This window comes from Mucilaginibacter aurantiaciroseus (genome assembly GCF_024055595.1).
GTDB classification, from domain to species: domain Bacteria; phylum Bacteroidota; class Bacteroidia; order Sphingobacteriales; family Sphingobacteriaceae; genus Mucilaginibacter; species Mucilaginibacter aurantiaciroseus.
This window is the reverse complement of the sequence record NZ_JAMXOF010000002.1, coordinates 662,474-688,268: the sequence shown is the minus strand read 5'-3', so window position 1 is coordinate 688,268 and position 25,795 is coordinate 662,474. Positions and strand designations below refer to the sequence as shown.

The following is a 25,795-nucleotide window of genomic DNA, read 5'->3' as shown; positions in this document are numbered from 1 at the left end:
CAAACAATTCAAAATTTACAAAATAGATATCCGCATAATATTTGATACTTTTACAATAAGTGCCGTTAAACTACGGGGCGTTTTTTTGATTTCTTCGCTTTCTTAATATTACTTACCCAATGGCTAAATGAAAGAAATTACTCATGAATATGCCGTTGAATTATTTTGGAAAGAGAATCTGGCTAAACAGCTGGATGGATATATTGATGGCAATTATCTAAAAATCCCTGATGAAGTGCATAGCGGCATTCGCTATGTATTGCCGGTAAGTCCATTCACAACAGTGCAGGTAATCGATGTTACTTATAATCAATCTGTCACTTTTCACCAACGCAATACTAGGGTTGATTTTATTGGGATTTATTATAATCTTACCGAAGGGGATGCAATACATGTGATAGATGAGGTTTCCAGATCAGTTGGCAGATGGGATTACAATCTGACAATTATGGATAGTAGTCTTGACTCGGAATACATCATTAAACAAGGCGCTAAAACTTATATGCTCTGTATTTTTGTTTCCAAGGAAGCATTTAAAAATTATTTGGCACAGTTACCTCAGTTCCAAGATGTAGTAAATGCTATTTTTGATCAGGAGCAAAACACCTTTATCCGGTATGAAAGGATGAGCAATAATGCATGGTGGCTGATTGATGAATTAAGGAAAATGGAAATGGATGATCCCTTGTATGATATCTTTTTGAAAGGTACTGTGTATTGCTTGTTGAACGATTATGTTGAACAAAGTAGCCAGCAAGAAATTTTGATTGAAAAAGTAGTTAAAGAAGACCTTGCAGCTATTATTAGTTCCCAATCCGTACTACTTGATCTAATCACGGAAGCTTTTCCAGGAATCTCTTCGTTGGCCAGTGAAGCCTGCATGTCTGAAACCCGTTATAAATCTTTATTTAAGAAAATCACGGGGCTAAGTCCCAACGCCTTTTTCTTAAACAATAAATTATCTTTTGCCAAAAAAATGTTAGAAAACGGCCAGCATAGTGTTGGGGAAGTTGCAGTTCATTTTAATTTCGCCAATGCCTCTCACTTTACAGAGCTCTTCAAAACCTCTTTCGGGGTGGCACCAAAAGAACACCTGAGTTATCTATGATCAGTATCAGACATCATTACTCGTTAAACCCAGTATGGCAGCAGCAAATTGCCAATGCTTTGGGCGCTAAGCTGATCAATGATAAATTGTTATTGCTACCCAAAGATATTGGCAATGGAGGGTCTGTTTTTTTGGAAGTAATGCCTGGCCTGTCTTTACTGTTTATGGACCTAACTTTTAGTGTGCCAATTTCAATGACCCGTATGGCCGCCAATGACTCATTTTATATTGTTTATTATGATATGAGCGAAGAGATTAGCAGTCACGTCGTAAATGGCACCGATCACAAGATTGGTTATCAGTCAAAACTTGGAATGGGATTTATGGATTGCAGTACGGAAAGTACACTGATTCCAGCCCTTCATCAACGGTATTGTAGTCTTAGGCTTTTTATTAGCAAACATTTACTTAAGTCGCTTATGGGTAAGACTAAACCACAAGCAGTTGTAGAAGATCTTTTTGATGATTCCAAAAACACCCTGTTTTTCTATAGTCATATCGATAGCAATACCAGGATTTTACTACAGCCCTTAAAAGCCTACAGCTTTGATGACTCTTTATTTGAATTGCTACTCAAAGGTACTGCATTAAAGGCCCTCACCTACCTAGTTAAAAGGGTAAGAAACTTTGAACCCATTATTCAAAAACTGTCACCAGCTGATACTTCAGGCATTTTAAAAACCGCCGAATATTTGATGGGTAACTTGTTTTTAGATTTTCCTGGCGTAAGTGTACTTGCTGAAATGGCAGGTATGTCTGAGTCTAAATATAAGCTATTGTTCAAAAAGGTTGTGAAGGGCAGTCCTAACGGTTTTTTTCTCCAAGAAAAACTTCTGCTGGCCCAAAACTTACTTCAAAGCGGCAACTTCAATTCAATTAGGGAAGTGTCCATTGAAGTTGGCTACAGCAAACCTGGATATTTCTCTGAAGCTTATAAAAAGGCATTCGCATCGCTTCCTCAAGAGATATTCATCAAAGCAGGTATTTAGCAGTTCTGTCTTAATCCGGTAGTTTAATGTCTTATTCTGGTATATCTGGCAATATACCAGCCTTACCTTTGTATCAACAAAAAAGATAAAAGAATAATGATTAATTAAACACGAATTAAAATTAGAAATTATGAAAACCAATGTAAGAAAAATGTTAGCAATAGTTGCTTTAACTCTTCCAGTATTATTTACAGCTTGTAAAAAGGATAATGAAGCTGTTCCTGAATCAGTAAATGCAGTAACCAATGTAAAATTTACTTTTAGCAGCAATGCGGCTTCACCAAAATCTGCCGACGGCAAAGCAGTTGACCTAAGTAATGCAACTACTTTAAAAGTAGTATATGGAGTAAAAGACAATGGCATCACTTTGCCTGTATTAAAGGAAGCAGAGTTAATCCTTTCATCAACTGTTGCCAAAGCTACTACCATTGATCAAAAAGTATTTACTTTTAAAGCTGGTACAACTTTAACCATCCGATCTGCGGTTTTACTGAATGCCGAGGGGAAAATAATTGCTACCGCACCTGCTGATGAATTTAAAGTGAGCAGCCCACAGGGAACAATGATAATGGAACGCAAATACGACGTTACCGGAATAGAAAGGAATTAATAAAAAATTCTTTTTACGTTAACCTGCGCTTTAATATTAAAGTGCGGGTTTTTTTAATGTTTAATATTCTATCCTGCATTTGCTTATCTTTAGTTATCTTAATTTATTCTCATAAAAATGAAAAATTTTCTCATATTCTTCTTGTTAGGGCTATTGCTCTCTTCTTGTGTATCCACACAGAAATTATTTGACAAAGGCGAGTATGACAAAGCCTTTTATGCTGCAATCAGTGACCTCAAAAAGAATTCTTCAGATGCAAATGCCAAAAAAATCCTTCCCGATGCTTATAAAGAAGCTTCTTCCAAATATGAACAAGACATAGCGGTAGCAAAGAGTGGTAATGGTAAAAAAGCGGCTCAACTTGCTGGAATTTATAATGGCTACGTATCCCTACAAAAGATGTACGACGCCGTTGAGCAAACTGCAAAAAACATAAATGATTTTAGTCCTAAAGACTATAATGTCGAATTAAATCAGGCAGCTTTAAATGCTGCAAATGCACATTATATTAGGGGACTTGCCTTGTTGCAGCGTAACGATCGAATGAATGCCCGCAAAGCGTATAGCAATCTGAAATTAGCCGATGATTATGTGCCGGGTTATAAAGATGTGATTACAAAGAAACAACAAGCGTATGATGCCGCCATTACCAATGTGATGGTTACCAAAATAGATCAGCGTTTTGGCTATTATACCATCAATGGCAACTTTTTTGAAAAGGACATTTTATGGAACCTCAATATGATTGGCAATTCAAATTATTACCAATTTTATAGTACTAATAATGGACAGGCCGCAAACAGGAGGATTGACCAGTTGATAGAACTTAACATGCATGATCTTTGGTTTAGCAACTTAGCCACTAATAATTATTCTTATACCGTATCCAAAATAATTCCTATAAAAAATGATAAAATGGCCGGCAGCAATAGTACCATTAAGGTATCTGCCACTATCCAGGCCACAAGAAGGGTCATCAATTCCAGAGCAATCATGAATTATCAGATTACAGATGCTGCTTCCGGGAAAATGATTGCTACAGATCATATTCCTGCTCAGTATACTTGGGAAAGTTTAACTGGTAAGTACACAGGAGATTCAAGGGCTTTGGATAATAAAGACTGGAGTCTTGTAAAGGGTAATTTTGATAACAGACCCGGGTATGATGACTTGTATCAGGAACTAACTAGACAAATCATGACCCAATTCAATTTCAGAATGAGGAATATATATCAATAATTCTGTCTTAATCAGGTAGTTTAATGTCTTATTCTAGTACCAGTGGCAATACACTCGCCTTGCCTTTGTATCAATAAAAAAGATGAAGAATAATAATTAACTCAAGTTGTTAGTTAGGTTGTATTTTATTTAGTGGAAAAACGAAAATAAACAGGGTGATTTTTAATAACCAGCTTTTAAAAGTCACCGCGTTAAGCTTTCTAAGGAAAAGCCCTTTGATCTCACTGATGGTTGTTTCCACTCTTTTACGCATATAGTTTTTGATAAAGGCAGCACTTCCGCTGCTTTTCCTTTTTGCATTTAATTTCGGGTGCACTTTTAATGCGATCTGGTCATTTTCCATTGGCAGGTCTTCGATCTTGTAATTGGTATAAGCCAAACCTGCAGACACCTCAATCTCAGCAGGTAACTCAATGGGTAGTTTCTTTAAAGCCAATGCAGCATGCTCGCCCACAGGGAACAATGATAATGGAACCTAAATATGAAGTTACCGGACTAAAAGGAATTAATAAAAAAATCCCTTTTACGATAATTTAGCTTTAATATTAAAGAACGGGTTTTTTTGTGTTTAGAACCATACTGGAAATCTCCGCATTTAAATTTATTACCAATCTACCAATATTACACTTATTCCGAATGTTGTTTGTCTGTGGTTGTAGTCTTGCAAAGTTTCCCCGTAGCCGTCCGAAAACTGTAGTTGTGCACGGAGATTATCTATAACAGGGAATGCCCAACTCAACATGATACTACCTCTTCCTCCATCTTTAAATTTTAAGGAATGAGTAATAATTGATGACAATTGATGCCTGCCCCTATTATATACTACAACTGCTTCACCGCGCCCAGTATAGTCTAATATCGCCGGGTTTTCATCCTCTTCATCTTTTAACCTTATCCAGGGCCGGAGTAAAAGCTGCCAGTTATCCCGTTCAAAGCCTGCCTGAAGTATAATCCTATTCCAACTTCTTGAAAGAGGAAGGGATCTACCATTGGATTGATGGTTCAATATAATTCAAAACATCCGGCCATTCAACCCCAACAGTTTATAATCTGTAGCAAAATTTAAGATTACTTCCGGCTCATAATTTAATTCACGGAAAGGCCTTGATAATTTTGCATTATAAATCTGCCAATGTGCTTTTTGGGTGTAGGCAATCCACAGATCGGCATGATTCCAGATAATCTTGTGAGCTATTTTGATTTTAAAACTAAACTGAAATTTAGCTTCATAGTTGTTATAATTAATAGCTATAGGTTGGGTAAATAGCGGATTCTCGCTGATAGGTTTAATATTTGGATTATTAGACCAGCGACCTGCTGTAATGTACACAGGTTTATAAGGAGTGATCAAGAAAAGTCCTTTATGATTTACACTGTCTAACTCCCATCGTTCGTCCATGCTATAACTTCTATTTAAAAAGCCTCTCTTTTGCGTTTCCTGTGCTTTTAAAATCGAAACTGACATGCATAACAATAAGTATGCAAAAAAGGTATTCTTAATTACTCTTACAACCTCGCTGTCTACCATTATCTCCCTGTTGTCCGCTATTATTTTTTTTGCTGGTAAATCCATAGAAAATCTTGCTGTACCATTCATATCGCCCCAAATCAGAAATGGTACGACTCAAAGTCTCAAATCCCCAATAATTGGTTCAAGTTTATACCATCGAGGTCACGAAAATCTTCACAAATTGTGGGGCTTTTTGGTTCTAATATATTTTGGTTACTATTTGAGCAACTTTTTTAATTCAATTATACTACTATGTGCCTCATCCATATTAATGATACCTCTTCGTGGTCTATCGAGATCTAAAATCAGATAAATTGTAATAGCAGTCATCAATGAAAAACTCCAAACCATTATCCAATTGAATTTACCTTTTGTTCCATAACCAATGATAAAACTCCCTGCCAAAGTTAAAGTAAACAACAACCAGATGATCGATTCTGGTACGTGTGCTTTTCTTTCTGCGTCTCTAGTGCTAACGATATCAATCATTGCATTTAACGCAGGTATCATTTGTTGAGAGCGCAAAGTATTACTTGGATCTTGAGCGAGTTCACTTACTATTCCCCAAAGCAGCGCACTTGTTGTATTCGATTTTTTTAAGCTGATGATAATTTTATTATCATCGTTTGCAGCGTAGTAAGCCATTCTTTCATTAATATAAGTTGACAATAAATCGCGTAACATCAATCTTGCACTGTCTGGATAGAGATCTGTTCTTAAGATTACGGTACCAATATCATTTGCTTCCTCTGTGATCAATTGCCTTCGCTGATCGTTTTTACCAGCAGAAATACTAAAAGTAAATGATAGTAACAGCGCTAGTAACCCTAATAAAGAACCTTCTACTGGCCCTAGCCCTGCTTTTGCAGCGATTGGGTCTTTTTTGTGATTTTGCTTCTTAAAATAATAGCCAATCGCATTTGTAGCTATCATTAACGCGATCATAATCAATGCAATTAACCACGAAGGAATGTTATATAATATATTCATATACAGTAATCTATTAAAATATTGGCTTATTTACTAATTGGTAAATTAAATATTTAAATTATAATCTAATACTTGTTGCATAAACCAGAGTTAGTTGACCCTCATTTGCCAATATTATATATAATCCAATTCACTAAAATTTAATCTGTTAGGGGTTGCTTGATTTTGGCAAGATGCAATCAATTGACATTGGTTTATCTAACCTAGGCAAAATCTAATAATCACAATTTTTGTGCAATAGTAGTGAAATCACAAAAAACTCTGCTAAAGAATTTTCAATATTTGTTATTTAATTCACCAGCCAAATTAATTGTTTGTTTTAAATCTGACACAAAGGTGTTCGAGATTTCGACCATAAGGTTCACAGAAATTTAAAAAACATCTTCAAGGAAACTTACAGATGGTTTTCTGTTTTTTACGATTATTTTAATCCTGCTTAAAATGCTATGAATGCAAATTTTTTGTTCGATGTCTGTAAGGTCAATATTATAGGATAATGAAAAATGAAACTATATTGCATAAACCAATGAGCGGCACGTTCACCAAAATATTAACCTCCATATATCGCTACGCCCTTTTCTTGTAAGACGTAACCTTTCCAAGAGATTAAGGTGTAATTTCAAAAAATCCAATTTCCTTGTTTTGATTTTTTTAGCACAATTACATTATTTGATTTTGGCAGAAAAATTTCAACTTTGCTATTGTCTGAATTGAATGATATATAGGCAGGATTACCATCAGTTTTTGCGCCGTCTTTTAAAGAATTTAGTTTGGTTTTTGAAGTTGCTAACTCTAAACAGGTTTATTTTAATTCGGAATATGCTTTTCAGTTTTCAAAAAAACAAGCTTTTTTTAGACTATTGCAATCGATTTTTGTTAGCGGCATTTTTGATGTAAAATGAATATTGCTTAGGTCTTTAAAAGCTGTGCCATCATTATTTAACTCACCATAACCTTCGGTAAGTTTATCTCCGTCAACTTTAAAAGCGACTTGTCTAATCGACTCTTTTCCTTCTGACTGAAAAGTATAATTTGCTATTAATAAACCCTTTTTTAGTTCTCCTGTGAAATTTCCTGAATTTTTATCTTTTTTTGCTAAAGTATAAGTAAGGTTTCCTTTGATTTCTTTACCGTTTTCGATGATTTCTAAGAGCACCAAACTTTTCCCGTCATTAAAAACATTAAACACTAAATCTAGCGCATTTCCTTTTTTTTCTGCAACTTCCTATAAATCTAAATTTAAGTTTTCTATTTTTTGTTCTTTGTTTTTACACCTTATCGTAGTTAATGCTACGAATGATAATATTATTAGTTTTTTATATTTTAATCGATTTTTTTAAATATCATTTTTACTTCTGATGAATTTGACAAAGTTAATTTGTTGTTTCCTATTTGATAGGTGTTGCTGCTTTGAAGTGCTGTGATGAATTCTGCTTCTTTGTTTGCAGGCTCACACATCATTTTAGTGGTAGCCAAATTGGTAAATAGAAGTTTTTCCTTTTCAAAAAATAATGAACCATTCATTCGGTTGCAGCCTGCAAAACCCAAAAACTTATTTTCACTTGCATGGATTTCTAGCAATGGAAATTCTTTACTAAAATCTTGTTTAGTTATTTTTCTACCATTAAGTTCTTCTAAAACCCAAACGTCGTTCAATCGATAATCTATCACATATTGCCCACAGCCTTTCAGTTTTTCAAATTCAGAGATTGCATTTTTTTTGTATTCAACAGAAACAGTATAAGGCAAAGCATTCCCCGACATTTCGTTTACGCATTTTTGCTGTGAAATTTGAATGTTTAGTTGAGCCGTTTCAGTCTTTGTCCGATACAATTTCACATTTGCATCCATAGCCAAAACAGGCTCCACGTAAGGAGTTACAAGGGAGTCGTTTAATGTTTTTAAAACAATTTTACCATCTGAAATTGTTAAGCTCCAAAAAGGCTCTGTTCCGCTTGATTTAAAATAGATATTTTCAGCATTACCCACTTTCTCAAAGTCGTTCACTTTTGGCGTTTTCGAATTTGAACTTTGATAATTTGGAACAACTGCGGTTCTACAACTTAAAACAGTTAAAAGAATAATTCCAAAACAGGCTATTTTATTCATTAGATCAGATGTGAAATTAGTTCTTACTTTTTTTGAACCGCATCATTGGTACTTCGCCAACATTCAAATTAAGCTTGCCGTTATTGTCGATGGAATAATTATCGACTTTTTTTATCATTTGTAAAAACCTTTGTTCACCTCCGCCTTCACAGAACATCATTGTTGTCGGCCCTGGCTCTCCAAAAGAAATTGTTTTACCATTAGAGGTGTATTTTGCCATATATCCGTTACAACTTGAAGTTCCATTAACTTCATTTGTTGTTGTATTGAATGTAATTTGGGGCTTCTTGTTAGGATATAAACCTTCAAAAGCAATTCGTGTCCCCGAAATATATTCCATTTCCCAAGTTGCACTTGAAAGATTATCCGTGGTCTTAGTGTTTTTAATTGTTGAACAAGAGCTGACAAATATTGCTACAAGAGAGACGAATAACAACGCATTATTTTTCATAATTAAAATTCATTAAGGTTAAATTATTTTTTTCATTTTTTTTCGGTGAAAATTAAATTCCCCAATACGGATAAAAAAAACACCTATAATTAATACATGAATGTAATCAATTTCAGAAACATTTATAAATGTATAGGGATAAAAATTTGAAAAATGACCACTGATAATTACATGGACAAAATAGAGTAATGAAAACCATAGCTCTTTTTACGATTTTGAAATTTTATATCTGAAATATCTGCGAATAACAACCAATACAATAATATAAAAAGAGGAATTAGCGAATGCAATAATTCTTTGGAAACCTGTTGGATTCCAAGTGTTGTGTGAAATTATTTGGTATACTAAACCCATAATCAATATAAATGCCGTTAAAGCTGTTAATGTTCCTTTATCGGATATTTTCTAAAAGATATTATGTTGAATATTGGGATTCAAGAAGTAGAATAATGGCAAACAATCCAAAATTTACAAAATCGATATCCGCATAATATTTTATACTTTTACAATAAGCGCCGTTAAACTATTGGGCGTTTTTTTGATTTCTTCGCTTTCTTACATACTTACCCTATGGGAGATTCCAGAGCCATTGACACCTTGTTCCGGAATGTCAGGCAGACGATTCCGGAACGCTTTGACCATATTAAATCCTTGATTATTAATTTCATTTTTTCTACCTGCTTACACAAATCGGTGCTCTGAGGCGCACGGAATCGCATGGTCAATGGATACGGAATCTCCAATTAATCTTCGAAATTTGTGGTAATGCTCACCTTTTCCCAGGCTTCCAGTTCTTTATACTGCGCATCCAACTCATCGCGAATGATCTTAATGGCGTCTGTTCCCAACAGCAATCGGAAAGGTAAATTAGCTTCTTCAAAAGTTTTAATCAGTACCTTAGCGGCTTTTTTAGGTTCTCCTGGTTGTTTCCCGTTGCTTGGTTCTGTACGCCTTGGTCCAACTGTAGGCTCATAATCAGCAATGATCTTTTTGGAAGTATTTAAAGACCGGCCGCCAAAGTCTGTTCTGAAAGCACCAGGCTCAACTAGGACAATTCTGATACCTAACGAGTCAACTTCTTTGCGAAGTGCATCTGATAGACCTTCAATGGCAAATTTGGTCGCGGAATAATACCCTGAACCTACCGGGCCAAAACGGCCGCCGATAGATGACAAATTCATGATCGTACCTGATTTATTTTTTCTCATTCCAGGTAATACAGCCTGAATCATGCTGACTGTGCCAAAGAAGTTTGTGTCAAATATTTTTCGCATCTCTTCCTCGCTTGCTTCTTCGACAGCCCCACGAAAACCATAGCCTGCATTATTGATCAATACATCTATGCTGGTAAATTTAGCTTCCGCCCGTTTTATAACATCGTCAATTTGGCCTCTATCCGAAACATCTAAAGAAAGTGCTAAAGCCGTGTCGGGGTAAGCGTCTGCGATATCCTGAATGTCTTTAACATTGCGCGAGGTGATAACGGCGCTATAACCGCTTTTCAATACTTCTTGTGCTATACTACTTCCCAATCCGGTAGAGCAGCCGGTTATTAACCAGGTAATATTCTTTTTATTATCGCTTTTCATACTTACAATTATAGGGCTATTGCTTATGACCACATCTGCTTAAAAATTAATTCACTAAGCCAATGATGAAGACAAATCGCGATAGCGTATTGTTTTAATTTAAGCTATAATCATCCCCGGCCAAAGTGGTAAAATAATTTTGTTTGTTTATAAAGCGAAGCAAGTGAGTTTCTGTTCCTAATTACATTTCCACTTAAAACGGTCATTAAAGCCAAGCTGGTTCTTGTTGTTTGATATATAGCCTTATAAAAGCCTAAAAAATGTGCAATTTATTAACGGGCGTTATTTAAGCCCTTTTGCAATACTTCAGCAAATTCCTTGTCGTTTGGAGGTGCAAATATCGAATTGTGCTCACCGGGGATATCATGCACATTAATTCCTTTTAATGCGTATGGCTTCCAGCCTAAATATTTAAAATCTTCCATGTAAAATGTTTTCTTTTTTGCACGGAATAACTCAATGCCAACATTAATTGGCATCAACTTGTAATTGCGCAATGCGGTATCGCTTTTCTCATCTATCTCATTGCCATAAATAGCGAAATTAGTTTTTATGGCCGGTGCTGTTTTGAACAGCTTATTGTAAACCTTAAGCGCCCGTTTTTTTATTTCGCCGCTTTTATATTCGATAGTTCTTTTTGGGTCGCCGGCAAACAATACAGCAGTGTAAGCCACTTGTTTTAATACATGCCAGAAAGCTACTACTACTTTCCCGTGCAATTTTGGGTCCTTTTTTGTATAATCGGTTGAAGCATCAAACATGGCAAGCATCTTTACATCTTTACCCATGTCAATTAGCTGCCGGGCCATTTCGTAAGCAATTATGCCTCCAAGCGAATAGCCTGCTAACGCATACGGGCCAGCCGCATCGCGGTTTATTATTTCGTTTACATAGTTGCGGGCAATGTCTTCCATTACATCCAGCGGTTCGTCTATACCATTAATCCCTTTCGCCTGTAAACCAAAAATAGGTTGTTCGGTATCCATATGGCTTGCCAGTGCATTAAAAAGCAAAACATTAAGCCCCGCACCGTGAACTATATAAAGTGGCATTTTACTGCCTTTGGGCTTAATAGGCACCAACGAATCCCATGTGATGGCTGCAGCATTAATCTCAAGCCGGGCAGCGAGCTTCTCTACCGTGGCATGTTCAAACAAAGTAGCTAAGGGCAGGCGTTTACCCGTTTCCTGCTCCAGGCGGGCCATTATCCTTACGGCCACCAATGACCGCCCGCCAAGTTCAAAAAAATTATCAAATATGCTGATCCTGGTTAGCCCCATTAATTCTTCCCATATATCCACTACCAGTTTTTCATTCGTTGTACGGGGCGCAAAGTAGGCTTCCGTACGGTTTATATGGCTATAATCCGGCTTGGGCAATGCTTTACGGTCAATTTTACCGTTTGGCGTACTTGGCATGGTTTCCATCTCTACAAAATCGTCGGGCACCATGTATTCTGGCAAAGCGGCTAACAATTCGCGCTGCCACTGTTCTGTAAGCGATTTAAAATCAAGCGTTTCCCCATCCTCGGCTGCTAACACGATATAGGCAGCCAAACGCGGGTCGCCGGGGAGGTCTTCCCTTGCAATTACAACCGCTTGTTTAACACCGGGTTGTTTGCCCAGCGCGTGTTCAATTTCTTCCAACTCAATGCGGTACCCCCTAATTTTCACCTGGTGGTCTATACGCCCAAGGCATTGTATCTCGCCATCGGCAATTATCTTTCCTAAATCGCCGGTGCGGTACATTTTATCGCCATGAATGCCGCTAAAAGGATTACTTACAAATTTCTCTGTATTTAACTCCGGCCTGTTTAAATAGCCCACTGCAACACCATCACCGCCTATAACAATTTCGCCAATTTCTCCGTCGGGTACAATACCGAGGGTTTCGCTCAGTATATAAACCGATGTATTTGCCACCGGCTTGCCTATGGTAATTTCGCTATCGTTTGTTATTAGTTTAAGCGTAGACCATATGGTTGTTTCGGTTGGCCCGTACATATTCCATAATTGATAACTACGGGGCAATAATTTGGCGGCCAGGTCTTTAGTTAATGCTTCGCCCCCGCATAATATCTTTAGCGGAAGTTTTTCTTCCCAGCCCATTTCAAGCATCATGCGCCAAGTGTATGGCGTAGCCTGAAACATGGTCACTTTTTTCTCTCTCACTATATCAAGCAGCGCCCGGCCATCTTTGGCCATAATAGAATCTATTAGTACTATTTCGGCACCAACACTAAGCGGCAGGTAAATATCTAACCCGGCAATATCAAAGCACACGGTAGCTGTTGCCATAACCTTGTCTGCCGGGCTGATGCCAGGTGCCTTTTGCAGGCTCAGCATTAAGTTCACCATACTATGATGCGCAATCTGCACCCCCTTTGGTTTGCCTGTAGAGCCCGATGTGTATAGTATATAGGCAAGATCATCGCCTGTTACCGCCACATCCGGCTGTGTGGGCGGGAAATCAGCCGATACCAATAGTGCATCTTCAATTAAAACTTCTTCGGTGTCTGATGCAAAATGACCCTTATACTTTAATGAGGTGATTAGTTTTTTTGCCCCAGAATCTTCCAGCATAAATTCAATACGGTCTTTAGGGTATTCCGGGTCGAGCGGCAGATAAGCCGCTCCCGTTTTCAGGATGGCGATAAGTGCGATGATCATTTCCGGACAACGGTCAAGCGCAAGCCCTACCACATCACCTTTCTTAACTTGCTTATTCATTAGTATTTTGGCAATGCGATTGGCGGTTTGGTTAACCTGGGAATAAGTTAACGAGCGGTCATGAAATGTTATCGCTATATTATTAGGATAGGTTTTTGTACTTTCATTGATCAAATCAAACAATGAAACTTCTTTTGGGTAGTTTACTGTAGTATTGTTTAGGGATGTCATTGTGTAAGGAAATGGAATTTTGAGTTAAATTATCAAACGGCTTTTAAAAATACATTTGTTTTACGAAAAAATAATTTTTTAGTTTGCTTAGTTGAAATGAAAATCACCGAAATCATGAAGCATAATGGCGCAACCGCCTGTCCAAACGCGCGTAGTTGGCAAAACTTGCAAAACATTGATTTTAACAACCCCACAGCTGACCTTCGTAAATCGCTTTCGTTCTTCGAACCGGGCGCGAACCGCAAGTTGTTTTGCAGTGAAACAGGCAAATCTCTATTAAAAAGTTTGAATATAGTACTTTAGGCTAAATAGATTGAGAATCAATAATCTTTAGATTTATTGAGATACAAAGTAGAACTAAAAGGTTCTTTGACGGGCAGAAAATAACCATTACCTGCATTTCAACGACTGGCCTTAAGTCGGTCGTTGAAATCTTAAAAACCGTAATAGCAGGATGATCTGCGCTTAGCATCAGGAACCGCAAGCATTAGATTAAGCGAATTAAGAGAGCTTAAACTAAAAACAGCATCTGATAAACTTGTGTTGGTATATCATAGGAATGTTTGTTTGATTATTTCAAATTAACAGCATATAAATAACCATCCGTACTTCCGAAATAGATAATACTGTTATTTACCACTGAAGAAGATACAATTGGCGCCAACGTGTAAATCTTATTCATCACTATTACACTGGTAGCATACAACGAATTATTCATCCCCTTAGCCAGGAAATTAAAATCAAGATCGCCCTTACGATTAAGTATATGGATTGCATTTTTTACGCGCCCATTTGTAGAAAACTTACTAGTGAGCTTCCCGGTTTTTATATCGACGGCCAATAAATTCCCTGAAAAATCCCCGAAATATGCAATATTACCAGAAACAACTGGCGAAGAATAAATATATCCATTACACCTATAACGAAGTTTTTCTTTGCCAGTTTTAGCGTCAAATGCCAAGAAAAGAAAGGTATCAGAAGTGCCTATATAAACTACACCGCTGTTTATGGTGGCTGTAGCCAGTACCCAGGAGTTATCTGCATTGTATTTCCATACTTGTTTCCCATCAGCTGCATTCAAAGCGTAAAAAAATCCATCTCGAGAGCCAAAGTAAACCATGCCGTCTGCGCAGACGGGGGATGATTGTATACCTTCCAATAGATGGTAAATTGGCTGTTTACCGGTCTCAAATTTCCATTCAAATTTACCAGTGGCTGCATCCAAAGCATACAAAAAGCTATCCCAACTTCCTATGTAAACCTTACCTTGATATACTGCAGGACTTGCATGGATTATGCCGTTGGTCTTAAATGCCCACCTTTTTTTTCCAGTGATGCCGTCTAAGGCATATAAGTTGCCGTCACTGCTGCCAAAATAAACAGTAAGGCCTTTAGAACTAAGGTAAATCACAGGTGAGGAAAGAAAAAAATCATACTGATCTTCCATATATTTATCCTTGGGTGACATGCCCCACAGGCCTTTTGCGCCTATTTTTCGTTCACCAGCTGTTTTAAACTTCCAAACCAATTTACCGTTGGTTGCGTTTAGTGCGTAATAATAGCTGTCATAGCTACCAAAGTATACCAAATTATTGTACACCGTAGGCGATGAGCTAACCGCACCACTAGTAGTAAATCTCCATAAAAGCTTACCCGTTTTCACAACAATGGCATATAAGCAATGGTCTTCACTGCCAACATATGCAACACCGTTACAGATGGCAGGAGAAGAAAACACTTTTCCACGCGTTTTAAACTTCCATTTAATATCACCTAATCCGGTATAATTATTTGAATGATGATAAACCGAATCTGTTCCCGAAGTCTGGAATTTGCCATAAGCCACATTGGTATGGCTTTGGGCATAGGCATTTTGTAGCCCTATTAAAACGATTATAAAAAAATACTTAAACATGTGTTGAATGCTAGTGATAATTTAATAGGATACGGTATTTAAATCATGAATGGCGCTTCCAAATATTCCTGAAGTTCAAAATAATACTATTTAACAACTATTTGTCCCTGCATTGATCCCCAATGTTTGGGAAAGCTGCAGAGATAATTATAAACACCAGGCTTTGCAATAGTAAATTTAATTTCATCTGTTTTTCCTGCACTAACTTGTTTGGTATGTGCAATAATTGATGAGCTGAATTTTGATGGAATATAGCCCTCTTTTTTTGCGTTTCGTGCTTCGTCGGCAAATTTTTTAATGTCCGTACCTTTTTGTAAAATAACCACGTTATGTAACATCGGCATCCCCTTTAGTGATACTATATTTTTCAAACGTAGTACGATTTTCCGATTCCTTTTTATCTTAAATAGCTCTTTATCAAAGCGCAAGTTGAAGATTACGGAGCCATTGACCACCTCGTTCCGAAATAGCAAACATTAATTACGTGTTACTTTGATCATATCAATTCATTAATTATTAATAGCGATTTTCTAAAGTGATTACACAAATTGGTGCTCTACATTCCACAGAATCGCCCGGTCAAGCCTTTCTGAATATCCACTCCAACCTCTAATCACTAATTTACTATCTTAGCGGCCTTATAACATTTCAAGCACATGAACAAATTTCACGGGACAGGAGTTGCGATGGTCACTCCTTTTCATGCAGATGGACAGGTAGACTATGATGCTTTACAAAAGCTGATAGACCACCTGATTGACGGCGGAGTAGAATACCTGGTGTCACTTGGTACAACCGGCGAAAGCGCCACATTGAGTAAGGAAGAGAAGAAGCAGGTTTTCGCCTTTACCGCCAGGGCCGTGAATAAACGTGTGTTGTTAGTTGCAGGTATTGCAGGTAACAACACCCTGGAAACCGTTGCAGAAATTAAAGCTTTTGATACCACAGGCTACGATTCCATACTATCGGCCAGCCCGCACTATAATAAACCAACACAGGAGGGTATTTACCAGCATTACAAGGCAATTGCCGAGGCTACGCCGCTCCCTATAATATTATACAACGTACCAAGCCGTACGGGTTCATCAGTTAGTGCCCAAACTACGGTTAGGCTGGCTACTGATTTTAAGAACATTATCGGCATTAAAGAAGCATCCGGTAATTTTGAATTGCTGAACCAGTTGTTCCGTGATAAACCGGAGGATTTCCTGGTGATTTCGGGCGATGACCCTATCAGCCTTCAAATGGTTGCCATGGGTGGTGTTGGTGTGATATCTGTAGTGGGTAACGCATTGCCAAGGCAATTTAGCGATATGATCAGGAAATGCCTTGCAGGCGATTTTAAAGGCGCACATGCATCGCATTATAGTATGATAGAGTTTACCCGCCTGATGTTTGCCGAAGGCAGCCCTGCAGGTGTAAAATCGGCATTGAAGGCCTTAGGCGTTTGCGACGATCCTTTGCGTTTGCCCTTGGTTAATGTAAGTGCCGATGCGGAGGAAAAGATAAAAGAGCAGTTGGAGTTGGTGAAGTAGATAAAAAAAAAACTCTTCATTGCGAGCGTATCGCGGCAATCTTCTATAGAAAAGTCAACGACAAGTCTATCGAAGACTGCCACGCCGCTATCTCTCCTCGTAGTACCGCGAGGAGAGAACTGTATAAACATAAAAAATCCGGGTAGCTAAGGCTACCCGGATTTTTTATTGAAGGGTAAAATAACCTTTCGACTATAATTACGCTTTGTTTTTCGACTCCTGAACTTCAAGACGGATAGCCTGCGCTAAGTTTTTCAGGTCTTGCATGCCTTTCCGCACACGGGTACCAGCAGCGCTGTTACCTTTGTTATAAAATTTGTCGGCATCAGCTTCCAGCGACGCAACCAGTTCTTTTACTTCAGTAAATTTTTTCATTGTGACTACTCCTTTAATTTTTGAGGTTTATTGTTATAATTAAAGCTAATCTAAAGTGTTTTTTAATAAAAAAAAACTTTAGCCATATAAAAATAGTGCCTTTAAAGTAGTTTTTTTCCACATTATGCGCCAAAATGGGTTAAAATCTACATAGGGGTTTCTACTCTTAAATTCTCAATTTTCAACCCAACAATCATATCATTACAGATTTATTGCATAAGCGGCATTTTTTTTATTTAACGCTTAACAAATTCACATGTTTATTATTAAAACCGTACTAATCAGCCATTTCAACCAAAACAAAAAAGCGCTGCAAATATTTGCAACGCATTTTAATAATGTTGGTACAAATACGTTTATGCCGCAGCCATTTTGTAGTGGCCTTCCATCAGTTTGGTTGATACCGCGTTAAAGGCATCCAGCGTTTGCTCTACGTCTCTAATGGTATGCAAAGCGGTTGGTATCAACCTTAGCATAATTAAGCCTTTGGGGATAACCGGATAAACCACAATAGAGCAGAAGATGCCGTGCTTCTCGCGCAGTTCCATGGTTAGGCTGGTTGCTTCATTCAGGTCGCCTTTCAAAAAAACCGGGGTAACCATACTATCGGTAACGCCTATATCAAATCCCTGTGCTACCAGGCCGCTTTGCAATGCGCGGGCAACCGCCCATAGGTTTTCGCGCAGTTGCGGGTTTGATCTTAACAGTTCGAAGCGCTTTTTTAAGCCAATTACCATTGGCATAGGTAAAGCCTTGGCAAATGTTTGCGAACGCATGTTATAACGCAGGTAATTGATGATCTCCGTATCGGCAGCAATAAACGCGCCTATGCCGGCCATTGATTTGGCGAAGGTGCCGAAGTAAAGGTCTACCCCGTCCACGCAATCCTGCGCCTCGTGTGTACCCGATCCTTTAAAGCCCATGGTACCAAAGCCATGCGCATCATCCACCAATAAACGGAACGTATATTTTCCTTTCAGTGCGATGATCTCTTTCAATTTACCCTGCGCGCCCGACATACCAAAAACGCCTTCGGTAATCACCAGTATTCCGCCGCCGGTTTTCTCTACTATGCGCTGGGCGTGCTGTAATTGCTTTTCAAAGCTATCAATATCGTTATGCTGGTACACAAAGCGCTTGCCCATGTGCAGGCGTACACCATCTATGATACAAGCGTGCGATTCGGCATCGTAAACGATTACGTCTTTACGGTCCACAAGGGCGTCTATAATAGACACCATTCCCTGGTAGCCATAATTAAGTAGAAAAGCGGCTTTTTTGCCAACAAATTCGGCAAGGCTATCTTCCAGTTCTTCGTGGTGTTTGGTGTTGCCAGACATCATCCTGGCGCCCATTGGGTAAGCCATGCCATAATCGGCAGCGGCTTGCGCATCTGCCTTGCGCACTTCTGGATGGTTTGCTAAGCCAAGATAGTTATTGAGGCTCCAAACCAAGTGCTTTTTGCCGTTGAATATCATATGAGGATCGATCTCGCCCTCTAAACGGGGGAAGGAGAAGTAGCCATGCGACCACTTTTGGTGCTGCCCAATGGGGCCGCCCATGTTCGTGTTTATCTTTTTAAACAGGTCCAAATTCTTAAATGTTTCGTAGTGTAAATCTGCTGCAAATATAAAATTTCATGTTTGCTATACCTACAACAAAAAAACCCCTGCATTGTTGCGAGGGGCTTCATATTTGGGTTTAGATCAATTAGTCAACATTATCGTGCAGGAAAGAATTGTTATTCCTGATCTCGGTTTTACCATCACTGTCCGGTAATAATGAGAACCTCGACACCTGGCTTTCGTCAGACGCAGGGGTTTGCTGCAGGGCAATTTCTTTACGTTTGTAAGCCGGGATGTTCTCCAGTTCCTGGATGTTACCGTTACGCAACTTCATGCTCAGGTCTTTTAAACGCATAATACGTTCTCGGGATTTACGCAGTTGCTCTTCTATTGATTCGTCTGTTTTGTTCTCGTCGGCGTTAAAAACCTCCGGTTCAGGCTCGGGGGCTTGTACCCTGGCAACAACAGGCTCAAAGTTCATCACCGTTTCAGTTACCTTAAAAGTAAAATCAGATGGTTCGTTCTCTTCGGCAGCTGCGGGTGTTTCTTCGTTAAGGTCATATCTGATGATCCCGTTATCGGCAGCATCCTGCTCTTCGGCACGGGCAAACAGGTCAAATAACCCGGTTTGTTTTGGCTCGTCTTTAAGCTTCATATATGGGCTGGCATCCATCTCAGCATCCGCTTTAACCGGAGTGATAAACTCATTAACCGGTTTTACCAATGGCTCACTTTCGGGAACCAGCATCGATACTACTTTTTTGTTGTTGTTTTCCTTCTCGCGCTCATCTTTAGTTTGGAAACCTGTCGCGATGATGGTAACAGATAATTTTTCTCCAAGGTTTTCGTCCACACAGTTACCCCAGATCAAATCTGCAGCTAAGCCGGCTTCTTCCTGGATGTAGTCGGTAATAACACTCACCTCATCCATAGTAACCTCTTTTAGGCCCGAGCTAATATTTAATAAAATGTAACGCGCACCTTCAATTTCGTTGTCTTTTAACAATGGTGATGACAAAGCACCTTCCACCGCTTTTAACGCGCGGTTCTCGCCTTCGGCAGTGCAGCTACCCATGATAGATACGCCACTGTCTTTCATTACGGTGCGCACATCCTTAAAGTCGACGTTTATATAACCCGGCAATGTGATGATCTCGGCAATGCCCTTAGCGGCCGTTGTTAAGATATCATCGGCCTGGCCAAATGCCGAACTCATGGTTAAGTTACCAAATATCTGGCGAAGCCTGTCGTTGGAGATTACCAAGAATGAATCTACATATTTCTTCAACTCTTCCATACCGGCATCGGCCTGCATTTTACGGCGTTTGCCCTCAAATGAGAATGGCGTAGTGATGATACCTACAGTAAGGATATCCATTTCGCGTGCTGCTTTGGCAATAATAGGGCTTGCGCCTGTACCTGTACCACCACCCATACCTGCTGTAATAAACAGCATTTTGGTGTTAGAACCAAGCATTTGCTTAATGTCGTCAATGTTTTCGATGGCGGAGTTTTTACCCACTTCGGGTATAGACCCTGCACCCATACCTTCGGTTAGGCTTGCACCTAACTGTACTTTATTGGGGATAGGGCTTAGCTCAAGCGCTTGGGCATCGGTATTACAAATAATGAAATCAACACCGGTGATCCCTTGCCTGTACATATGGTTTACTGCGTTACCGCCGCCGCCGCCAACACCAATTACCTTGATGATAGACGACTTTTCCTTTAACATCTCAAACTGCATAATCCTTATTTTCAGCTATGTATATTCTGGTGAATAGATAGATTTTCTTATTGTAATATTATGACTTTTTCCACAAGGTTTATCCACAAATGTGCACAATGTGGAAAAGTTTATGGATGTGAATAAATAGCTCCTCTCTAAATCTCCCCCGCTAGGAGAGACTTAAAAAAAATGTCCTAAAGCCATCCCTTCCGGGGAGGCTTTGGGTGGGGCTCCTTCCTATTTTAAAAAGTCTTCGTCTTTTATATCGTCCTTAATAAATTTTTTGCCCGATTCCAGGATCTTTCCTAATAAGCCAAACTTCCTGTCGTCGGTATATTTTGTTTTTTCGGCTTTTACGGCTGCTGCTGCTGCAGGCACCTCTTTAATGCCGTTGTATTCCATTTTCTGGATCCCTTTAATCAGCAGGCCTATACCTGTAGCGAAGGTTGGACTTTGCAGGTCTTCATAAATATTTTTCGGTAAAAACTCGTTCTTAGCCAAATGCTCGTTAGGGTAACCTACGCGGCAATCCAAACCGGTTACGTATTCAATAAGTTGGGTTAGGTGTTTTAACTGCGCACCACCACCGGTTACAACGATACCTGCGATCAGCTTCTTTTCGTAGCCCGATGATTTGATCTCGTAGTAAACATGTTCTACAATCTCTTCCATACGGGCCTGGATAACAAAGGCAAGGTTTTTAACCGAGATCTCTTTTGGTTCGCGGCCACGCAAGCCTGGTACACAAACAATTTCGTTCTCTTTATTTTCTTCAGCTAATGCCGAACCGAACCTTATTTTCAACTGCTCTGCAATGTTGCGCATTACCGAGCAACCCTCGCGGATATCCTCTGTTACGCTATTACCACCAAACGGAATAACCGCGGTATGGCGGATAATACCTTCGTGGAAAATAGCCACATCTGTTGTACCACCACCTATATCTACCAAAACAACACCGGCTTCTTTTTCCTCGTCACTCAACACAGATTCTGACGACGCTAAAGGCTCCAATATTAATTCCTGGCTTTCCAGCTGCGCTTTGTTAACGCATTTAACAATATTTTTAATGGCAGTTACCTGGCCGGATATGATGTGGAAGTTAGCTTCCAAACGCACACCTGCCATGCCTATAGGGTCTTTTACGCCCGGCTCGTTATCTACCGTAAACTCCTGCGGTAATACGTGGATGATCTCCTCGCCCGGGGGCATTACCAGGTTGTACATGTCCTCAACCAGCTTGTCAATATCTTTGCGGCTTATTTCGGAGCTCAAATCCTTACGGGTAATTAAACCCCTGTGCTGTAAACTTTTTATATGCTGGCCGGCAATACCTACGTTCACTATCCTGATCTCGACGTTTGACTGCGTGCCCGCGATATCAACCGCCGTGGTGATGCCCTGCACGGTTTTATCGATGTTTGACACCATACCGCGCGTTACCCCTGCCGACTCGGCCTTGCCAATACCTAATACCTCTATTTTGCCGTTTTTGCTTCTGCGGCCAACTATCGCGCAAATTTTAGTGGTTCCTATGTCAAGGCCTACTACAATTGGCGAACTCTTGTCTTGTGTTGAACTTTTGTCCATATAATTAGTTTTTAATAGATGTATTCCCTTTATTGTCTTGTAATATCGGGGTGATATCGCCCGTTCCTGTTGAATCCTTAAACGCCTTAATGGTCGCTTTCTTTACCGAATCGGCCATAAACTGCTTGCGGTGTTTAAGCGAATCTATCAATGTTTCGTTCCTTACCCCTATCACTTGGTTATAGTATTTTATGTTGATCAGTTTATAAGCGTCCCAACCAACCAAAGGTAAAGCCTGCTTATAAAATACTTTTAAGTTGGCAAACTTAATGGCCAGCGAATCGGCATTGCCCAGCAATATACGCTGGTTACCTACGCGTGGTACCAATTCAATCTCGTGATTTTGGTTGATGTATATTTGTGATATCTGCGCATCCCAAAGCGAATCTTTACGGATAAAATCAGCCGTTTTATAGATCTCTTTTGCCAGCGGCGTACGTAATGAATCTACCTTATTGGCAAACAGCTCATCTATGTAGCCATTAACCGCCAATACCCTCGCGGTAAAGTTTTGCGACAGCGGCATTTTTAACCCGTGCTGGTCTATATAAAAATCCTGGTCGAAACGGTTCATCATACGCAGGATGGGATGGCGCTGGCTAACCTCTACCTGTATTACGCCATCCATATCTACATAAACCTTGGCATATTCTACAAAGGGGTTATGCTTCAATTTATTTTCGAGGGCATGGATATCTATGTTCTCTAACCTGCGGCCTATCAGCGAATGGCTGGTGGTTTGCAAGATGTTATCAACCTCTTGCCTGTCTAAAAAATATTGGTTGCCGGGGATGTACACATTTACCTTTTTGCAAACCAACTCGGCTTTTTTTACTTCTATGAAACTCATAAGCACCACCAGGCCGGCCAGGCTAACAAACCAGCCAAAACCAATAAGCAGCGGTTTCCATATGCGTTTCTTAAACATTTTCCAGTACTTGTTTTAAGGGTAAAACTAATGTGTCAATATCGCCTGCGCCCACAGTTAAAAGCAACTCAGGTTTTTCAAACGCCACTATATCAACGCTTTCTTGTTTTCCACATTTGCGTTTATTTAACAATTTCATCCTGTTCAGGATCATGTCGCTGTCCACACCCTCAATAGGCAGCTCGCGCGCCGGGTATATATCCAATAGCAACAATTCGTCGGCCATATCCAGTACCTCGGCAAAGCCATCAACAAAGTCGCGGGTTCGGGTAAACAAATGCGGCTGAAAAATTACCGTCAATTTCTTATCGGGGTACAAACGTTTTACCGATGTTATGGCCGCCCGTAATTCTTCGGGGTGGTGCGCGTAATCATCAATATATATATGCCTGTCGTTCTTTACAATGTATTCGAACCTGCGTTTAACACCTTTAAAAGAGCCTAAAGCTTCATGTATCGCATCCGCAGAAACTTCTACATGCAGGGCAGCCTCGATAGCAGCCGTAGCGTTCTCTATATTGTGCAAACCTGCAATACCCATTTTTATATTGGGGATACTGGTTTTTCCATCTTTAAAATCAAAGTAGAAGTTCCCTTCTTCTATCCGCACATTAGTTGCCATTGCCTGCGCAGCCTCATTCATGGCGTAGGTTAGACCGTTACCTAAAGGCAGGCCTTTGTGATAAATTAATGTGCCGCCTTGTTTTACCTGCGATGCGAACAACTTGAACGAATCCTCCAATTGCGAATGATCGCCGTAGATGTCCAGATGGTCGGCATCCATGGAGGTGATAATAGCAATATCCGGGTGCAGGGTCAAGAAAGAGCGGTCGTACTCATCGGCCTCTACCACTACGATATTGTTAGCACCATACAGCACATTGGTTTGATAGTTGGACGATATCCCGCCCAAAAATGCAGAGCAATCTTTACCAGAATCTTTCAGGATATGCGCTATCATACACGATGTAGTGGTTTTGCCATGCGTACCTGCAACTGCAATAGTGTACATGCTTTTGCTAATGATCCCCAATACCTGCGAGCGCTTCTGCAGATCGAACCCTTTGCGTTTAAAATAATTCAGGATCTCCGAATCTTTTGGAATAGCGGGCGTATAAATAATGAGCGTCTCCTCGTCAACGTTCTGGAAACTCATGGGGATAAGGTCAGCCTTGTCCTCAAAAACCACACAAATGCCTTCGTTATGCAGGTCATCTGTTAACGGTGTGTGGGTTTTATCGTACCCGCAAACAACACAGCCTAAATGGTGGAAATAGCGCGCAAGGCCGCTCATGCCTATGCCGCCTATGCCTACCAGGTAAACTCTTTTTATGTTGTTTAGTTCCATATTGGTGAGTGGTTGAGTAGGTTAAGTGGTAAGTGGTTTTCACTGCACACTTTATCTTTCAACGCGGTTTGTTTTATCTATTTGTTATTCTTAATAATTCTCTCTATTCAATCTTTAACTACTTTCTTTCCCGATAGCTATCGGGCCACCAATTAACTAATCACTTAAAAGCCCCCTGCCCAAAGGCAGGGGCTTTTATTAATTGTTGTTTGTTATTTGGATAACCTCTTTCGCAATAACTTCATCAGCCTCGGGCAATGCCAGTTTACCAATATTATTGCTTAATATTTTTTGCAGTTCTTTATCATTTAAAAGTGCAAGCACTTTATCAATCAATTTTGCTTCAGCATCGCGGTCGGCCACAAATACGGCGGCATTTTCTTCTACCAATGCCAGCGCGTTCTTGGTTTGGTGGTCTTCGGCCACGTTTGGCGACGGCACCAGTATCACCGGCTTTTTGATCACGCAAAGCTCGGCTATGGTACCCGCGCCTGCTCTTGATATAATTACATCTGCAGCGGCATAGGCCAGGTCCATACGGTTCAGGAACTCCACCACGCAAATATCCGGGTGCTTATCCGCCCCTAATTGCTCAATTATGGTTTTATAATAGAACTTACCCGTTTGCCAGATCACCTGCACATCGGCAGCGATTATTTTATCGATGCCGGCCAATATGCTATTATTCAATGTACGCGCGCCAAGGCTGCCCCCGGTTATCAATATTGTTTTTTTGAACGATGAAAGCTTGTAAAGCTCCAGCGCCTGCATGTGCTTACCCGCAATATTTACAGACTCCTTACGGATTGGATTACCTGTTTTTATGATCTTATCGAATGGGAAGAATTTCTCCATCCCGTCAAATGCCACACATATCTTTTTTGCCTTTGCACCCAACCATTTGTTGGTAATACCGGCGTATGAATTTTGCTCCTGTATCAGCGTTGGAATCCCCCTTAACGCCGCCGCGTACAACAACGGACCGGATGCATAACCACCCACACCTACTGCGGCATCGGGCTTAAAATCTTTAATGATCTGGATAGCCCTGCGCACACTCCTTAACAGTTTAATGGGGAACATCACATTTTTCCAAAGCGATTTACGCTGGATGCCCTGGATATCCAAGCCAATAATTTTATAACCTGCAGCAGGAACCTTTTCCATTTCCATACGGCCGCTGGCGCCAACAAATAGTATCTCCGTATCAGGGTCAAGCTTTTTCAAAGCATTGGCAATAGCAATAGCCGGAAAGGTATGCCCCCCAGTACCGCCGCCGCTTATGATTATTCTTTTACTTGATTTCACCGGTTTT

The 25,795-nt window shown here is 39.8% G+C and carries 21 protein-coding genes and 2 pseudogenes; 6 read left to right on the top strand and 17 right to left on the bottom strand.

The genetic code is table 11. The features are described from left to right. Positions 1-127: 127 nt before the first annotated feature. The 4 genes from NAF17_RS11275 (at position 128) to NAF17_RS11260 (ending at position 3,946) form a co-directional block, all read left to right on the top strand. Complete coding sequence (locus NAF17_RS11275; RefSeq protein ID WP_252758091.1) at positions 128-1,108, top strand: helix-turn-helix domain-containing protein; 981 nt, start codon at positions 128-130, stop codon at positions 1,106-1,108. Beyond that, positions 1,105-2,097 carry a helix-turn-helix transcriptional regulator gene (locus tag NAF17_RS11270; protein WP_252758090.1) on the top strand — a complete coding sequence of 331 codons (993 nt, stop codon included), beginning with the start codon at positions 1,105-1,107 and terminating at the stop codon, positions 2,095-2,097. The genes NAF17_RS11275 and NAF17_RS11270 overlap by 4 nt, the downstream gene beginning before the upstream one ends. A gap of 130 nt (positions 2,098-2,227) precedes the next feature. After that, the gene (locus NAF17_RS11265) at positions 2,228-2,707 is read left to right on the top strand and encodes a hypothetical protein (protein ID WP_252758089.1); all 480 of its coding nucleotides are present in this window, start codon (positions 2,228-2,230) and stop codon (positions 2,705-2,707) included. A 117-nt stretch (positions 2,708-2,824) separates the two neighbouring features. Further along, the gene (locus NAF17_RS11260; RefSeq protein WP_252758088.1) at positions 2,825-3,946 is read left to right on the top strand and encodes a hypothetical protein; all 1,122 of its coding nucleotides are present in this window, start codon (positions 2,825-2,827) and stop codon (positions 3,944-3,946) included. A gap of 109 nt (positions 3,947-4,055) precedes the next feature. Here NAF17_RS11260 and NAF17_RS11255 read toward each other — a convergent pair. The 8 genes and pseudogenes from NAF17_RS11255 to NAF17_RS11220 form a co-directional block, all read right to left on the bottom strand. Next, positions 4,056-4,379 (bottom strand): annotated as a pseudogene (locus NAF17_RS11255) (transposase family protein); the annotation flags it as partial. Between the two features lie 171 nt (positions 4,380-4,550). Then, positions 4,551-5,345, bottom strand: a pseudogene (locus NAF17_RS11250) (phospholipase A). A gap of 327 nt (positions 5,346-5,672) precedes the next feature. Further along, on the bottom strand, positions 5,673-6,446 hold the full coding sequence (locus tag NAF17_RS11245; protein WP_252758086.1) for a bestrophin-like domain: 774 nt from the start codon (positions 6,444-6,446) through the stop codon (positions 5,673-5,675). Positions 6,447-7,272: 826 nt separating this feature from the next. Beyond that, positions 7,273-7,605 carry a hypothetical protein gene (locus NAF17_RS11240; RefSeq protein WP_252758085.1) on the bottom strand — a complete coding sequence of 111 codons (333 nt, stop codon included), beginning with the start codon at positions 7,603-7,605 and terminating at the stop codon, positions 7,273-7,275. Between the two features lie 164 nt (positions 7,606-7,769). Further along, positions 7,770-8,555, bottom strand: a complete 786-nt coding sequence (locus NAF17_RS11235; protein ID WP_252758084.1) for an META domain-containing protein — start codon at positions 8,553-8,555, stop codon at positions 7,770-7,772. Positions 8,556-8,571: 16 nt separating this feature from the next. Next, positions 8,572-9,006 (bottom strand): META domain-containing protein, encoded by a 435-nt coding sequence (locus tag NAF17_RS11230; protein ID WP_252758083.1) that lies wholly within the window; start codon positions 9,004-9,006, stop codon positions 8,572-8,574. A 743-nt stretch (positions 9,007-9,749) separates the two neighbouring features. Further along, positions 9,750-10,595 carry an oxidoreductase gene (locus NAF17_RS11225; protein ID WP_252758082.1) on the bottom strand — a complete coding sequence of 282 codons (846 nt, stop codon included), beginning with the start codon at positions 10,593-10,595 and terminating at the stop codon, positions 9,750-9,752. 272 nt (positions 10,596-10,867) lie between these two features. Then, positions 10,868-13,495 (bottom strand): non-ribosomal peptide synthetase, encoded by a 2,628-nt coding sequence (locus tag NAF17_RS11220; RefSeq protein WP_252758081.1) that lies wholly within the window; start codon positions 13,493-13,495, stop codon positions 10,868-10,870. A gap of 96 nt (positions 13,496-13,591) precedes the next feature. Here NAF17_RS11220 and NAF17_RS11215 point away from each other — a divergent pair, with 96 nt between their 5' ends. Further along, positions 13,592-13,798: a hypothetical protein gene (locus tag NAF17_RS11215; protein WP_252758080.1), complete on the top strand. Its 207-nt coding sequence runs from the start codon at positions 13,592-13,594 to the stop codon at positions 13,796-13,798. Between the two features lie 268 nt (positions 13,799-14,066). Here the strand turns inward: NAF17_RS11215 and NAF17_RS11210 are convergent, their stop codons facing one another. Next, a complete protein-coding gene (locus tag NAF17_RS11210) occupies positions 14,067-15,410 on the bottom strand; it encodes an outer membrane protein assembly factor BamB family protein (protein ID WP_252758079.1) in 1,344 nt (447 codons plus the stop codon). Between the two features lie 86 nt (positions 15,411-15,496). Beyond that, entirely contained in the window at positions 15,497-15,865 is a 369-nt protein-coding gene (locus tag NAF17_RS11205) for a plastocyanin/azurin family copper-binding protein (RefSeq protein ID WP_252758078.1), read from the bottom strand. A 201-nt stretch (positions 15,866-16,066) separates the two neighbouring features. Between NAF17_RS11205 and dapA the strand changes: the two genes are divergently transcribed. After that, positions 16,067-16,945 carry a 4-hydroxy-tetrahydrodipicolinate synthase gene (dapA, locus tag NAF17_RS11200; protein WP_252758077.1) on the top strand — a complete coding sequence of 293 codons (879 nt, stop codon included), beginning with the start codon at positions 16,067-16,069 and terminating at the stop codon, positions 16,943-16,945. 198 nt (positions 16,946-17,143) lie between these two features. Here the strand turns inward: dapA and NAF17_RS11195 are convergent, their stop codons facing one another. From NAF17_RS11195 to murG, 7 genes are all read right to left on the bottom strand, one after another. After that, positions 17,144-17,320, bottom strand: a complete 177-nt coding sequence (locus NAF17_RS11195) for a BF3379 family histone-like protein (protein WP_067190612.1) — start codon at positions 17,318-17,320, stop codon at positions 17,144-17,146. 356 nt (positions 17,321-17,676) lie between these two features. After that, entirely contained in the window at positions 17,677-18,912 is a 1,236-nt protein-coding gene (locus NAF17_RS11190; protein ID WP_252758076.1) for an aminotransferase class I/II-fold pyridoxal phosphate-dependent enzyme, read from the bottom strand. Positions 18,913-19,030: 118 nt separating this feature from the next. Then, entirely contained in the window at positions 19,031-20,632 is a 1,602-nt protein-coding gene (gene ftsZ, locus NAF17_RS11185; RefSeq protein WP_252758075.1) for a cell division protein FtsZ, read from the bottom strand. 219 nt (positions 20,633-20,851) lie between these two features. Then, positions 20,852-22,204 carry a cell division protein FtsA gene (gene ftsA / locus NAF17_RS11180; RefSeq protein ID WP_252758074.1) on the bottom strand — a complete coding sequence of 451 codons (1,353 nt, stop codon included), beginning with the start codon at positions 22,202-22,204 and terminating at the stop codon, positions 20,852-20,854. Between the two features lie 4 nt (positions 22,205-22,208). Beyond that, the gene (locus NAF17_RS11175; protein WP_252758073.1) at positions 22,209-23,132 is read right to left on the bottom strand and encodes a cell division protein FtsQ/DivIB; all 924 of its coding nucleotides are present in this window, start codon (positions 23,130-23,132) and stop codon (positions 22,209-22,211) included. Further along, positions 23,125-24,480 carry a UDP-N-acetylmuramate--L-alanine ligase gene (gene murC, locus NAF17_RS11170; protein WP_252758072.1) on the bottom strand — a complete coding sequence of 452 codons (1,356 nt, stop codon included), beginning with the start codon at positions 24,478-24,480 and terminating at the stop codon, positions 23,125-23,127. The genes NAF17_RS11175 and murC overlap by 8 nt, the downstream gene beginning before the upstream one ends. A gap of 198 nt (positions 24,481-24,678) precedes the next feature. Beyond that, the gene (gene murG / locus NAF17_RS11165; RefSeq protein ID WP_252758071.1) at positions 24,679-25,788 is read right to left on the bottom strand and encodes an undecaprenyldiphospho-muramoylpentapeptide beta-N-acetylglucosaminyltransferase; all 1,110 of its coding nucleotides are present in this window, start codon (positions 25,786-25,788) and stop codon (positions 24,679-24,681) included. Positions 25,789-25,795: the final 7 nt, after the last annotated feature.

Bases quoted from the DNA above. Each gene is read 5' to 3' on its own strand.
- ftsA (WP_252758074.1), bottom strand. From the start codon at position 22,204: ATGGACAAAAGTTCAACACAAGACAAGAGTTCGCCAATTGTAGTAGGC.
- NAF17_RS11230 (WP_252758083.1), bottom strand. From the start codon at position 9,006: ATGAAAAATAATGCGTTGTTATTCGTCTCTCTTGTAGCAATATTTGTC.
- NAF17_RS11275 (WP_252758091.1), top strand. From the start codon at position 128: ATGAAAGAAATTACTCATGAATATGCCGTTGAATTATTTTGGAAAGAG.
- murC (WP_252758072.1), bottom strand. From the start codon at position 24,480: ATGGAACTAAACAACATAAAAAGAGTTTACCTGGTAGGCATAGGCGGC.
- ftsZ (WP_252758075.1), bottom strand. From the start codon at position 20,632: ATGCAGTTTGAGATGTTAAAGGAAAAGTCGTCTATCATCAAGGTAATT.
- NAF17_RS11245 (WP_252758086.1), bottom strand. From the start codon at position 6,446: ATGAATATATTATATAACATTCCTTCGTGGTTAATTGCATTGATTATG.
- NAF17_RS11195 (WP_067190612.1), bottom strand. From the start codon at position 17,320: ATGAAAAAATTTACTGAAGTAAAAGAACTGGTTGCGTCGCTGGAAGCT.
- NAF17_RS11235 (WP_252758084.1), bottom strand. From the start codon at position 8,555: ATGAATAAAATAGCCTGTTTTGGAATTATTCTTTTAACTGTTTTAAGT.
- dapA (WP_252758077.1), top strand. From the start codon at position 16,067: ATGAACAAATTTCACGGGACAGGAGTTGCGATGGTCACTCCTTTTCAT.
- NAF17_RS11270 (WP_252758090.1), top strand. From the start codon at position 1,105: ATGATCAGTATCAGACATCATTACTCGTTAAACCCAGTATGGCAGCAG.
- NAF17_RS11225 (WP_252758082.1), bottom strand. From the start codon at position 10,595: ATGAAAAGCGATAATAAAAAGAATATTACCTGGTTAATAACCGGCTGC.
- NAF17_RS11215 (WP_252758080.1), top strand. From the start codon at position 13,592: ATGAAAATCACCGAAATCATGAAGCATAATGGCGCAACCGCCTGTCCA.
- NAF17_RS11175 (WP_252758073.1), bottom strand. From the start codon at position 23,132: ATGTTTAAGAAACGCATATGGAAACCGCTGCTTATTGGTTTTGGCTGG.
- NAF17_RS11260 (WP_252758088.1), top strand. From the start codon at position 2,825: ATGAAAAATTTTCTCATATTCTTCTTGTTAGGGCTATTGCTCTCTTCT.
- NAF17_RS11265 (WP_252758089.1), top strand. From the start codon at position 2,228: ATGAAAACCAATGTAAGAAAAATGTTAGCAATAGTTGCTTTAACTCTT.
- NAF17_RS11210 (WP_252758079.1), bottom strand. From the start codon at position 15,410: ATGTTTAAGTATTTTTTTATAATCGTTTTAATAGGGCTACAAAATGCC.
- NAF17_RS11220 (WP_252758081.1), bottom strand. From the start codon at position 13,495: ATGACATCCCTAAACAATACTACAGTAAACTACCCAAAAGAAGTTTCA.